Annotated in this window: 10 protein-coding genes and 1 pseudogene; 6 read left to right on the top strand and 5 right to left on the bottom strand. The window is 38.4% G+C overall.

Annotated features, from left to right (window positions below; genetic code table 11):
* Positions 1–3 precede the first annotated feature (3 nt).
* On the top strand, positions 4–750 hold the full coding sequence (locus P6280_RS06735; protein WP_283237351.1) for an SPOR domain-containing protein: 747 nt from the start codon (positions 4–6) through the stop codon (positions 748–750).
* 8 nt (positions 751–758) lie between these two features.
* Here the strand turns inward: P6280_RS06735 and P6280_RS06740 are convergent, their stop codons facing one another.
* The gene (locus P6280_RS06740) at positions 759–1,286 is read right to left on the bottom strand and encodes a hypothetical protein (protein ID WP_017283211.1); all 528 of its coding nucleotides are present in this window, start codon (positions 1,284–1,286) and stop codon (positions 759–761) included.
* A 173-nt stretch (positions 1,287–1,459) separates the two neighbouring features.
* On the opposite strand from P6280_RS06740, the pseudogene P6280_RS06745 reads away from it, so the two are divergent.
* From P6280_RS06745 to gdhA, 3 genes and pseudogenes are all read left to right on the top strand, one after another.
* Positions 1,460–2,685, top strand: a pseudogene (locus P6280_RS06745) (M48 family metallopeptidase).
* Complete coding sequence (locus P6280_RS06750; protein ID WP_283237352.1) at positions 2,682–3,512, top strand: peptide chain release factor N(5)-glutamine methyltransferase; 831 nt, start codon at positions 2,682–2,684, stop codon at positions 3,510–3,512. The pseudogene P6280_RS06745 and the gene P6280_RS06750 overlap by 4 nt, the downstream one beginning before the upstream one ends.
* 65 nt (positions 3,513–3,577) lie before the next feature.
* Positions 3,578–4,924: an NADP-specific glutamate dehydrogenase gene (gene gdhA, locus P6280_RS06755; RefSeq protein ID WP_180430173.1), complete on the top strand. Its 1,347-nt coding sequence runs from the start codon at positions 3,578–3,580 to the stop codon at positions 4,922–4,924.
* An 18-nt stretch (positions 4,925–4,942) separates the two neighbouring features.
* Here gdhA and P6280_RS06760 read toward each other — a convergent pair whose 3' ends face one another.
* The 4 genes from P6280_RS06760 to hemH form a co-directional block, all read right to left on the bottom strand.
* Positions 4,943–6,352, bottom strand: a complete 1,410-nt coding sequence (locus tag P6280_RS06760; RefSeq protein ID WP_283237353.1) for a glycosyltransferase family 10 domain-containing protein — start codon at positions 6,350–6,352, stop codon at positions 4,943–4,945.
* A 9-nt stretch (positions 6,353–6,361) separates the two neighbouring features.
* Positions 6,362–9,172, bottom strand: a complete 2,811-nt coding sequence (locus P6280_RS06765; protein WP_283237354.1) for a cytochrome c biogenesis protein — start codon at positions 9,170–9,172, stop codon at positions 6,362–6,364.
* An 8-nt stretch (positions 9,173–9,180) separates the two neighbouring features.
* Positions 9,181–9,852 carry a SoxW family protein gene (locus P6280_RS06770; RefSeq protein ID WP_000492171.1) on the bottom strand — a complete coding sequence of 224 codons (672 nt, stop codon included), beginning with the start codon at positions 9,850–9,852 and terminating at the stop codon, positions 9,181–9,183.
* A gap of 73 nt (positions 9,853–9,925) precedes the next feature.
* Positions 9,926–10,933 (bottom strand): ferrochelatase, encoded by a 1,008-nt coding sequence (hemH, locus tag P6280_RS06775; RefSeq protein WP_154443935.1) that lies wholly within the window; start codon positions 10,931–10,933, stop codon positions 9,926–9,928.
* Between the two features lie 55 nt (positions 10,934–10,988).
* Between hemH and P6280_RS06780 the strand changes: the two genes are divergently transcribed.
* Both P6280_RS06780 and P6280_RS06785 read left to right on the top strand, forming a co-directional pair.
* Complete coding sequence (locus P6280_RS06780; protein WP_283237355.1) at positions 10,989–11,420, top strand: hypothetical protein; 432 nt, start codon at positions 10,989–10,991, stop codon at positions 11,418–11,420.
* Entirely contained in the window at positions 11,421–12,101 is a 681-nt protein-coding gene (locus P6280_RS06785) for a 16S rRNA (uracil(1498)-N(3))-methyltransferase (RefSeq protein ID WP_283237356.1), read from the top strand. It begins immediately after the preceding gene.
* Positions 12,102–12,124: the final 23 nt, after the last annotated feature.

Consider the following 12,124-nt stretch of genomic DNA (forward strand, 5'->3'; position numbering starts at 1 on the left):
TAAATGCAAAAAAATATATTAAAAATGACTCTGTTGTTGGTTTTCCTCTTTTTAAAAAACGCTGTTGGTTTAGAGGATAAAAAAGCGGATCCTAAAAGCGTTCAAAATACGCCCAAAAATTTACCCCCTATCCAATTAAGGCTCAATCAAGTCCATGAAGAACTTATAGAAATGTTAGAAAATATGGAGAAAGGCACGCCGTATGAGTTCTCTAAAGTTAAAGAAATCCTAGAACAAAGCGAAGAAGAATGGCTCAAAGTCGCCCATGAAGAATGCGTGGCGTTGGTCATGCTAATAAGCCCCAAAGCTTCTATTAAAAATAGCCCGATTTATAAGAATTGCTATGAAGCTTATGTGCAGCAAAGAATCCATGATTTATATGATTTTTATATAGAAAGCAAAAAGGTGAAAAGAAAAATCAAGAAAGCCCATAAACATGCGCTTATCCAAAATGAATCCAAGCCCCTAACAAAAGAGCCGCCTAAAAGCGAGAATAAAGAAAATTTAATCAAGCCTAGCCTAAAAGATGCGAGTATCCCTAAAGGGTATTACTTGCAAATTGGTGCTTTTTTGAACGCGCCCAGTAAGGATTTTTTGCAAACGCTCAAAACTTTCCCTTACCAAATGGAGAAAAAAGACTCCCTCACGCATTATTTTATCGGCCCTTATCAAACGAAAGAAGAAGCCCTAAAACAGCTTGAAAATGCGGCTAAAAATTTTAAGAATAAGCCTGTGTTGGTGGAAAAGTAATTTTTACTTTAGTTTGATTGGATCTTATAAAGCCACATGGCTATTAGCGCGACAAACAAACTCGTGCCCAAAAACACATAGCCTATCATTTTATAAAGGGGGATAAAATTTTTTTGAATCTCTTCTTCTGCGATAATGATTTTAGAAACCCCTAAGCGGTTAGTTGGGGTGCTGTCTGTGAGGTAAAAGCCTTGTTTTTTAAGCATAAAATAAGGGGTTTTGATGGCGTCATTTTTAAAAGAGGCCACAAACGCCCCGATATTAGAAAACTTGACTTTATTGTCCCCATCCAATAAAACAAAGGGGGTGTTTTTGAATCGTTCCTCTAAGATTTTTAAAGGCTCTAAAGAAGAGGCATTATCCAATTCTAAAAGGCTTTTAGCGATCGCATCAGCGGTGTATTGCATGCGTATTTGGGTGTTTTCTAAGAGGTTATTTTTCGCATAAAAGAAAAATAACGCTAACAAAACCCCCACTAAAAGCAAGGTAGAAAGGGCGTAAATGATTAAAAAACGCTTTTTAAAAGAATAGGGCATGACAAACCTTTTTGTTTATAGCGGGTTGGATAACACAGCTTTTTAGGATTAAAAACGCTCAAAAACAGCCCTTTTTTTTACCATATTTATTTAATTTTATGGTAAATTTTTGAAAAATTGTTATAATTCCTACACTTTTATTGGCAAATTTAATTAAGAGAGGAGTTTAGAACATGCTTGACATATGGATAGATATGATAATTTGTATTTTTTATTTGCTCTTTTTTACGACTCCTTACATTGTAGGCGATATTTTGCAATTGAAATTTATCCGTCAAAAGCTCTGCGAGAAGCCTGTTTTACTCCCACAAAAGGATTATGAAGAAGCGGGAAATTACGCCATTAGGAAAATGCAATTATCCATTATTTCTCAAATTTTAGACGAGATAATTTTTGCTGGTTGGGTCTTTTTTGGTTTGACGCATTTAGAAGATTTGACGCATTATTTAAACCTTTCTGAAACGCTAGGCTACTTGGTGTTTGCCTTGTTGTTTTTAGCGATTCAAAGCGTTTTATCCTTACCTATTAGCTACTCTACACCACCATGCATTTGGATAAGGAATTTGGCTTTTCTAAAGTGAGCTTGTCGTTGTTTTTTAAGGATTTTTTCAAAGAGTTATTACTCACTTTAAGCGTGGGATTGTTGTTGATTTACATCCTCATTATGATCATTGAACATGTGGAACATTGGGAGATTAGCTCGTTTTTTGTCGTGTTTGTTTTTATGATCTTGGCTAATCTTTTTTACCCTAAAATCGCTCAGCTTTTCAACCAATTCACTCCCTTGAATAATAGGGATTTGGAGAGTCAAATTGAGAGCATGATGGATAAGGTGGGTTTTAAATCCGAAGGCATCTTTGTGATGGACGCTAGCAAGAGGAATGGGCGTTTGAATGCGTATTTTGGAGGCTTGGGTAAAAACAAGCGGGTGGTGTTGTTTGACACTTTGATCTCTAAAGTTGGGACAGAAGGGCTTTTAGCCATTTTAGGGCATGAATTAGGGCATTTTAAAAATAAGGATTTACTGAAAAGTTTGGGGATTATGGGAGGCTTGCTCGCTCTTGTTTTTGCTTTGATCGCTCATTTGCCGCCGTTGGTTTTTGAAGGCTTTAATGTTTCACAAACGCCAGCGAGTTTGATTGCGATCTTGCTCTTGTTTTTGCCGGTATTTTCTTTTTACGCTATGCCTTTGATCGGATTTTTTAGCCGAAAGAATGAATACAATGCGGACAAATTTGGGGCGAGTTTAAGCTCTAAAGAGGTTTTAGCCAAAGCGTTAGTGTCTATTGTGAGCGAGAATAAAGCGTTCCCCTATTCGCACCCTTTTTATGTTTTCTTGCATTTCACGCACCCGCCCCTATTAGAGCGCTTGAAAGCTTTGGATTATGAAATTGAATGACCCTTTCACAAGCCCTAAACAAAGCCAAAAAAGAATTATCGCAAAAAGGTTTTAGGGGGGGCTTAGAGTCTGAAATTTTATTGGGCTTTGTCTTGCAAAAAGAAAGGGTTTTTTTGCACACGCATGCTTATTTAGAGTTAAACCACGAAGAAGAGGCGCGCTTTTTTGAACTGGTAGAAAAACGCTTGAACGACTGCCCCATAGAGTATTTATTAGAAAGCTGTGATTTTTATGGGCACTCTTTTTTCGTGAATGAGCATGTTTTAATCCCACGGCCTGAAACGGAGATTTTAGTCAAAAAAGCCCTTGATATTATTTCTCAATACCATTTAAAAGAGATAGGCGAAATAGGCATAGGGAGCGCTTGCGTGTCTGTTAGTTTGGCTTTAGAAAACCCCAAAATTTCCATTCATGCGAGCGATATTTCACCAAAAGCTTTAGAAGTGGCGTCCAAAAATATTGAACGCTTTAATTTAAAAGAGCGTGTTTTTTTAAAAAAAACGCGCCTTTGGGATCGCATGCCAACGATACAAATGCTTATCTCTAACCCGCCCTATATCGCTAGAGATTATCCTTTGGAAAAATCCGTTCTCAAAGAACCGCATGAAGCCCTTTTTGGGGGGGTTAAAGGCGATGAAATCTTAAAAGAAATCATCTTTTTAGCCGCTGAATTAAAAATCCCTTTTTTGGCTTGTGAAATGGGGCATGATCAGTTAAAAAGCTTGAAAGAATGCTTGGAATTTTGCGGTTATGATGCGGAGTTTTACAAGGATTGGAGCGGCTTTGATAGAGGGTTCATAGGCATTTTAAAAAGTTTTTTAAGATAAAGTTAAAACTTAATTACCCTTTTAGTGTTACAATAAAAACACTTAAAATAATAAAGGATGCCGCTATGTATATTGAAAAAATCCTCCAATCTTTACAGAAAAAATACCCCTATCAAAAAGAGTTCCATCAAGCCGTCTATGAAGCTATCACTTCTTTAAAACCCCTTTTAGACAGCGATAAAAGTTATGAAAAGCATGCCATTTTAGAGCGTTTGATTGAGCCTGAAAGGGAGATTTTTTTTAGAGTGTGTTGGCTAGATGATAACAACCAAATCCAGGTCAATCGGGGGTGTAGGGTTGAATTCAATTCAGCGATTGGCCCTTATAAGGGGGGCTTGAGATTCCACCCTAGCGTGAATGAAAGCGTGATCAAGTTTTTAGGCTTTGAGCAAGTGTTGAAAAATTCGCTCACCACTTTGGCCATGGGGGGCGCTAAGGGGGGGAGCGATTTTGACCCTAAAGGAAAGAGCGAGCATGAGATCATGCGTTTTTGCCAGGCGTTCATGAATGAATTATACCGCCATATTGGGGCTACGACTGATGTGCCAGCCGGGGATATTGGAGTGGGCGAAAGAGAGATTGGCTATCTGTTTGGGCAATACAAAAAATTAGTCAATCGTTTTGAAGGTGTATTGACCGGTAAAGGACTCACTTATGGGGGGAGTTTGTGCAGAAAAGAAGCTACCGGTTATGGGTGCGTGTATTTTGCTGAAGAAATGTTGCAAGAAAGGAACAGCTCTTTAGAGGGTAAGGTTTGCAGCGTTTCTGGGAGCGGTAATGTCGCTATTTATACCATTGAAAAATTGCTTCAAATAGGAGCCAAACCGGTAACGGCGAGCGATTCTAATGGCATGATTTATGATAAAGACGGCATTGATTTAGAGCTTTTAAAAGAGATTAAAGAAGCACGCCGTGGGAGGATCAAAGAATACGCCTTGCAAAAACCAAGCGCGAAATACACGCCTACAGAAAATTACCCCAAAGGGGGGAATGCTGTATGGCATGTGCCTTGTTTTGCGGCTTTTCCTAGCGCGACCGAGAACGAATTGAGCGTTTTAGACGCTAAAACCCTCCTTTCTAACGGGTGTAAATGCGTGGCTGAAGGGGCGAACATGCCCTCAAGCAATGAAGCGGTTGAATTGTTTTTACAGGCTAAGATTTCTTATGGCATAGGCAAGGCGGCTAATGCTGGGGGGGTGAGCGTGAGCGGCTTGGAAATGGCGCAAAATGCGAGCATGCACCCTTGGAGTTTTGAAGTGGTGGATGCGAAATTGCACCACATTATGAAAGAGATTTATAAGAATGTTTCTCAAACCGCTAAAGAGTTTAAAGACCCTACTAATTTTGTTTTAGGGGCTAATATCGCTGGTTTTAGAAAAGTAGCGTCTGCGATGATAGCGCAAGGGGTTTGATTAATTTATCTTACAAACCTATTTTTTAACCCACCTCCTTATGGCACGCAACAAAGGTAAGGACTTTTGATAAGCTTTGCGATAGATTTTAAAAGAGGTGTTTTGGGATAATTCCAAAAGAGGGGTAGCCTTTGATAAGAGGCGTTCATAATTAACCCTCAAATCATCATAATTAACCCTCAAATCATCATAATTAACCCTCAAATCATCATAATTAACCCTCAAATCATCATAATTAACCCTCAAATCATCATAATTAACCCTCAAATCATCATAATTAACCCTCAAATCATCATAATTAACCCTCAAATCATCATAATTAACCCTCAACCCATCAACAGACACTAACGGCTCATTCAAATCACGATGAAGAGCAGAATAATGGGCATCATTGCAATGATAAATCGTATCGTTCTCAAGAATGTTTTTAAAAAAATCTAGGATCTTTTCAAAACTCAAATCCTGGTAAAAACCCGCTTTCCCATCAATGGTGTTTAAAGGGTTTTCATAGAGCATGTCTAAATAAGCGTTTTGGTGGGTGTGCAAGTATTTGATATAATCAATCGCTTCATCAAAGTTTTTAAAATCATGGACATTCACAAAACTTTTAGGGTTAAAGTCTTTCGCCACGCTAGGACTCCCCCAATAAATAGGGATGGTGTGGCTGAAATACGCATCAAGGATTTTTTCGGTTACATAGCCATAGCCTTGTGAGTTTTCAAAACAGAGGTTGAATTTGTATTGGCTTAAAAATTCGTTTTTGTTTTTGACCTTATAGCCCAGAGTGTTTTTCACGCTCCCTCCCGAAGCCACTGGCTCAATAGCATTTAAAGCGTCATAGAAAGCGTTTCTGATGGGAGCGTTAGCGTTGCTCGCTACAAAACTGGCAAACCCTCTTTTCAAAGGATCGCTTTCATTATGGATTAGCGCGCATAAATGGGGGTGGTTTTCTTTAAATTTATGGGAGGGTTTTTTTAAAGTATAAAGGGTTTTGAGCTTATAGGGTGAAGTGGTGTCATTAACAAGCATGGCTTTATAATGCAAATAAGCGTAATACAAAGGCATTCTCAAATAGCGATCGTTAAAATCTAATTCATCAAAGCCTATGGCGTAATCAAAGAGGTTGAAATTAGGCGCTTCATTTTCGCCGGTGTAAAACACTCTTTTGGTGTTTTGATACGATAAGATTTTTCTAGCTTGTTCCAAAGGATTGCCAAAGACTAGATCTGATGGTTCGTTGGGGTTGCTGTGTAGAATGATTTTGTAGCGTTGTTTTAGGATGAAATGCAAAATGAAATCTCTGAATCCTTTTTTTTCGCTATTCTTTAAGGGCCACCAATTGGCTAGGGCTATATTTAATGGGGGCTTATGGGTTGTTTCATCTAAATGGGTGCTTTCTATGAAAGCGTCTAATAGGGGCTGGAACATGGTTATCCTTTAAACCAATTTAGGCAAACTCAAATGGCGTTTGAAAGACGCCAAGATCACGAGAGCAAAAGGTATCGCTACCAAAAAGTACAAGAAAGTGGGGATGGGCAAGGGATCGCCTGCGGCATAGCTGTGCAAGCCAGAAAGGTAGTAATTCACGCCAAAATAAGTCATTAAAACCGAATAAAACCCCAAAACGCTGCTGCTCGCTAAAATAAAGGGCCAATTTTGAGAGCCTAGAAAACGCAAATGCAAGATTAAAGCATAGACGCAAATAGAAATCAACGCCCAAGTTTCTTTAGGGTCCCACCCCCAATAGCGCCCCCAAGATTCATTCGCCCACACCCCGCCTAAGAAATTCCCGGCTGTGAGCATGAACAGGCCTAAAATCATGCTCATTTCATTGATAGCGCTAATGGAGAGAATGGTTTTATCCAAATTGAAACGCCCTTGTTTGCGCAAAATAAACAGAACCAAACTCAAAATCCCTAGCACAAAACACAAGCCCAAAAAGCCATAACTGGCGGTGATGACAGAAACATGGATATTGAGCCAATAGGATTTTAACACCGGCACTAAATGGCCAATTTGAGGGTCCATAAAGCCTAAATGAGCCACAAAAAGCGCGATACCGGCTAAAAAGCTAGAAGCCGATAGCGCGAGTTTGGAGCGTAAAACAAACCCTGCAATAACAGAAGCCCATGCGATATAAAGCATGGACTCATAAGCGTTACTCCAAGGCGAATGCCCGCTCACATACCAGCGCAAAACAAGCCCTATAGAATGAGCGATCGCGCAAAGCAAGATAGCCATATAAAGGGTTTTAGTGAGCCAAATATTTGGAATCGTGTTTTTAACAAGAGAGCTGATCACAACGATAAAAAGCAATAGCCCAAGAAAGATATAAGGCAAAGTCAGGCTGTTAAAAAAATTGGTGTGGTTTAAAAAAATTTCAGAATCCACTTTAGAAGAAGGTAAATAGAGGTTTTTGGCATGCTCTTTTTGGTAAATGCTTAAATCTTGTAGGGTTTTTTCTACTTTATCCCATTGATTGGTTTTTAAAGCGTCATCAAACCTGTTAAAAATATTTTTTAAAAACTCCGTTGCCACGCTTGAAATTTCTTTATTGGGACTGTTGATCGCTTCAATGGGCGAAAGCCATGCAGTGGTTTTATCGCTAGGGAAAATGCGTAAAAATTGAGCGCTAAAAAGCGTATAGACTAAGTTGATTCGTTCATCTACTTTTAAGACATCTTTATCCAACTCGTTGCGCGCATTGGGGGATTTTTGATTGACTTCTTCAACAAGATTTTTTAATTTATACCCACGGCTATCAAACACATCTCTAAAAGCGATACGACTCTCATCTAAAGGCGTGCCGATAAGCTTTCTTAAGGCTTTATTAGAAGTGTAAATCATCTTAACACTGCGCCAATCATTGGGGAAAAACATGATCCCTAAAAGCACCTGCATGGCGTTTAGCCCTTGAAAATCATCTTTCCTTAAAATCTTATGGACATATTCAATGCTAATGGTGTCAAGGGGTTTGATACGCCCGTCAAAATCCTGGACTTGAAGCCTTTGAAAGGCTTTTAAGTGGTCTTTGGAATACTCTCTTAAATGCTTCAAACGCTCTAAAATCACGCTTTTAGAATCCTCTTTATTAGCAGAATTTTCTACATTTTGTCGTTCTATTGGAGTGCTTTTGCCCCCATGCATGTCAATTGGAGCCTCATTAGCAAACGAGGGAGTAAAAGGGCTGATTAAAATTAAAGCGAGCAAGAAACTAGCAACTTGTTGGGATTTTAAAAAGCGTGAAAGCTTCAAAAAACGCCCATTTTTATCCAAAAGCAACCACAAAGCCCCCAAAATAAGCATCGCATACCCTAAATAAGTGGGGATTTTACCCGGATCTTTATTGACAGAAAGGATCGTGCCTTTTTCATCTGTATCATAGGAAGATTGGAAAAAGCGATAGCCCTCATAATCTAAAACATGGTTCATAAAAATCCTATAAGGTTTGATCAAGGTGTTATCCAATTTCAAAACTTCCACTTCTGAAGCGTAAGATGAAGGGCTCATAGAGCCAGCGTAGCGCTCTAATTCAAAACGCTTCAGTTTGATTTGAAAAGGCAATTCAATATAAGCCGATCCAAAACTTAAAGAGAGCTTGTCGTCTTTAAACATCTCGCTTTCTTCTATGCCTTCATTCCTGTTGGTTTTGATGAGGTTGAATTTGCGGCTCACGCCGTTATAAGTCGCTTTTAACACTAAAATAGCAGCGTCATCTTTTTTAATGGCGTTTTGTTTGTAAATCTCTAAGGGTTCTAAAATTAAAGGCTTGTGATCTAAAGTCGCATGAATGGGTTTTAATCGTTTGGAATAATAAAAGGTAAAAGGCGTTTTTAAAGAAAGTTTAGTGGTGTCATTAAGAGTGATATTAAGGTAAGTGTCCGCACTTTCAAAAGAGCTTTGCGCACTATTTTCTCGCACATGCATAAGCCCTTCTGTGCCAAAAAATCGTGTGATGGCTGCCCCTAAAATGATTAAAATCAAGGAGCTGTGGAAAAAAAGGCTTGCGTATCTTTTGCGCTCTAAGGCTTTAGAATTGATGAATGTGCCTATTAAAACCACCAATAAATACGCATGCAAGAAATTAAACCAAGGGGTGTTATACACAATCGCCTTACTCGCGCTCGTGCCATAATCGTTTTCTATAAAAGTGGCTATCGCACACGCTAAGGCATAGAGTGCTATTAAAGGGATAGCGACCCAAAAAGAACCGAACAAAAAATAAATCAAGCTCTTAAGGCTTTTCATGCGTTTTCCTAGCTGGATTTGTTTTTAGAAAGATCGGTTTTATATTTGATGTAAGCCTTTAATTTTTTGATGAAATCTTTATCGCTTGTGGCTTTTTGATACTCTTCACTGCCGATAAATTCTAACACCGCTAAAAATTGCGTAGAGGGCATATAGCCGGGCAATTCATAGATGGTTTTGCCGGTTTTATCGGATAAAACAATCGTAGGGGTGGATTGGACGGCATAAATTTGCGCTAATTCTTCTGTGGACATTTTGATTTCTTTTTCATCATTTTTATCCTTATCGCCGACTTTAAAATCATGCTCTTTGGAGTAGCTGATATTGACATAGTAAGCGCTAAAATGCTCTTTAACATAGTTGCGCAATTCTTTGACATTTTTGAGATCTTTTTTAAATCTTTCACAATAGGAGCAACCATTACGGCCAAACACTAAAAGCATGTATTTATCGTTAGGGCTAATGGACTTATTGTCTGAAAAAATATCTTCTAAACCGGCATAGCTCTTTTTGTCTATGTTGTCTCGCTCATCATTTAATTCTTTGGAGCTTTGAGAACCGGAACTTAAAAGATTTTCATCTAATTTGTCCTTATTGTTGGATTTGCAAGCGCTTAAAAATAACGAAATCAATAGCAAAACGCTTAAAAATTTCTTGGAAACATAAGAAAGTGAAAACATGTAATAACCTTTATTTTTTAATAGATTTGGAAACTCGGTATTTTACTATAATAATCGCTCTTTTATGCAAATTTCACTCACTTTTAAGGTTGTTCACTAATTCAATGATAAATTTTGCAAACTCTATGGAATCGTTTAAGCATGGGCAAACCAAATACTCTTTAACCGCCAAGCGCTCCGCCATCAAGCGGTATTGCATGTCTAATTCATAGAGCGTTTCAGAATTATCAATCGTGAAAGCCAAAGGATAGATGATAATATGAGATTTGCGGTGCTTTTCTATCAATTCTTCAGTGCTTGGCTCTAGCCATTTCATAGGCCCTAGTTTGGATTGGTAAGAGAGTAAAACTTCTTTAAAAGGGATATTTTTTTGTTGCATTAACTCTTTTAACAAATTCACATGGTGTTCGCATTCTTGTTGGTAAGTATCGCCGGCATCAATAACGCTTTTAGGTAAGCCATGAACGGAAAAGATTAAGACAAAATCCTGGCTTTTGCGGTTGTTTAGGGTGCTTAAAATCGTGTTTAAAATGATTTCATTAAGCTTTTTGCTGGCATAAAAACGCTCTATTACTTGCACCTTAGGGCGGAAAGCTTCTAAAGCTTTTAGGGCGTTAAAAGCGTCATTGAAACTAGAAAGGGTGGTGGTGCTAGAATATTGCGGATACATGGAAAAAAACACCAAGCTTTCTACCTCTTTTAAGGCTAAATCTTGCAAGACCATAGACGCATAAGGGGGGGTATAGCGCATCGCATAAGTGTAAAAGCGAGAAGGATCTAATTTATTCAAACGCTCTGTAAGGGCGAATGTGATAGGCGTTAAAGGGGATTTGCCTCCCAATTTTTCATAGATTTTTTTGGATTTTTCTATGCGGCTATTGACAATCATTTTACCCACCATTTTACGCATAAAATTATTTTTAATGGTAAGGATAAAGGGGTCATCAAACATGTTTTTTAAAAACACCCCCACTTCATAAAGGCTGTTAGGCCCTCCCATATTCAAAAGAATGACCGCTTCTTTAGGGGATTTTGTGGCGTTATTTTCTAAATTATCAAGCTTTTCATTGATTAAATTCATTAGGTCATGCTAAAATAAAACGATTAATAAAAAACAAATCGTTAGAAAGAAGTTAATGTTAGAGATGAGTTTGCAAGCATTAAATACACAAGATTCTTCTGTGATGGCTCAATCCTTGCTTATCCATGCCTTTTTTGCCGCCTTGCTCGCCCTAGCCTTTATGATCAATCTTTACACCCTTTTTAAAGAAAAGAATTTTATCCAATTAAATAAAAAAATCTATCTTGTCATGCCAGCGATTTACATTCTTTTAAGCATCGCTCTTTTGAGCGGGACTTTTATTTGGGCGATGCAACAATTTGAATTTTCTTTTAGCGCTGTTATCATGCTTTTGGGGCTGTTGTTAATGCTTATAGCAGAAATCAAACGCCATAAAAGCGTGAAATTCGCTATCACTAAAAAAGAAAGGATGGAAGCCTATATCAAAAAAGCTAAAATGCTGTATTTTTTAGAAACAATTCTTATTGTTGTGTTAATGGGTCTTTGAATGCGTTTTGTCTATCACCCTTTAGCCAAAGAGCCTGTTTTAAAAATAGAAGGCGAGAGTTACACGCATTTATACCGCTCAAGACGCGTCAAAAGCGCGAGTCGTTTGGATTTAAGAAATTTAAAAGACGGCTTTTTATACACCTATGAGCATGCAGAAATCACTAAAAAACACGCCCTTTTAAGGCTAGTGGGCGCGCAAGCGTTAGAGGTTATGGCCAGTAAAAAAACGCATTTGATTTTAAGCGTGATTGAAATCAAAAGCATTGAAAAAATTCTACCTTTTTTAAATCAGTTAGGCGTGAGCAAGCTGAGTTTATTCTATGCGGATTTTAGCCAACGCAATGAAAAAATAGACAGCACCAAATTAGAGCGCTTTCAAAAGATTTTGATTCATTCTTGCGAGCAGTGCGGCCGTAGCGCTTTAATGGAATTGGAAGTGTTTTCAAACACTAAAGAGGTGCTAAACGCTTACCCAAAAGCGAGCGTTTTGGATTTTAAGGGCGAAACCTTACCCGCAAGCGTGGATTTTGAAAAGGGCGTTATCATAGGGCCTGAAGGGGGCTTTAGCGGACAAGAAAGAGGGTATTTTAAAGAGCGCGAAATTTATCGTATCCCGTTGGATATGGTGCTAAAGTCTGAGAGTGCATGCGTGTTTGTAGCGAGTGTCGCGCAAGTTTAGGGGGTTGTTGGGGGTTTTAAATC

The sequence above is a fragment of the Helicobacter sp. 219-2 genome (assembly GCF_030053225.1).
GTDB lineage: Bacteria > Campylobacterota > Campylobacteria > Campylobacterales > Helicobacteraceae > Helicobacter > Helicobacter pylori_C.

Excerpts from the sequence above, each read along its gene's own strand:
- P6280_RS06760 (WP_283237353.1), bottom strand. The coding sequence starts at position 6,352 with ATGTTCCAGCCCCTATTAGACGCTTTCATAGAAAGCACCCATTTAGAT.
- P6280_RS06770 (WP_000492171.1), bottom strand. The coding sequence starts at position 9,852 with ATGTTTTCACTTTCTTATGTTTCCAAGAAATTTTTAAGCGTTTTGCTA.
- P6280_RS06785 (WP_283237356.1), top strand. The coding sequence starts at position 11,421 with ATGCGTTTTGTCTATCACCCTTTAGCCAAAGAGCCTGTTTTAAAAATA.
- P6280_RS06735 (WP_283237351.1), top strand. The coding sequence starts at position 4 with ATGCAAAAAAATATATTAAAAATGACTCTGTTGTTGGTTTTCCTCTTT.
- P6280_RS06750 (WP_283237352.1), top strand. The coding sequence starts at position 2,682 with ATGACCCTTTCACAAGCCCTAAACAAAGCCAAAAAAGAATTATCGCAA.
- gdhA (WP_180430173.1), top strand. The coding sequence starts at position 3,578 with ATGTATATTGAAAAAATCCTCCAATCTTTACAGAAAAAATACCCCTAT.
- hemH (WP_154443935.1), bottom strand. The coding sequence starts at position 10,933 with ATGAATTTAATCAATGAAAAGCTTGATAATTTAGAAAATAACGCCACA.
- P6280_RS06765 (WP_283237354.1), bottom strand. The coding sequence starts at position 9,172 with ATGAAAAGCCTTAAGAGCTTGATTTATTTTTTGTTCGGTTCTTTTTGG.
- P6280_RS06740 (WP_017283211.1), bottom strand. The coding sequence starts at position 1,286 with ATGCCCTATTCTTTTAAAAAGCGTTTTTTAATCATTTACGCCCTTTCT.
- P6280_RS06780 (WP_283237355.1), top strand. The coding sequence starts at position 10,989 with ATGTTAGAGATGAGTTTGCAAGCATTAAATACACAAGATTCTTCTGTG.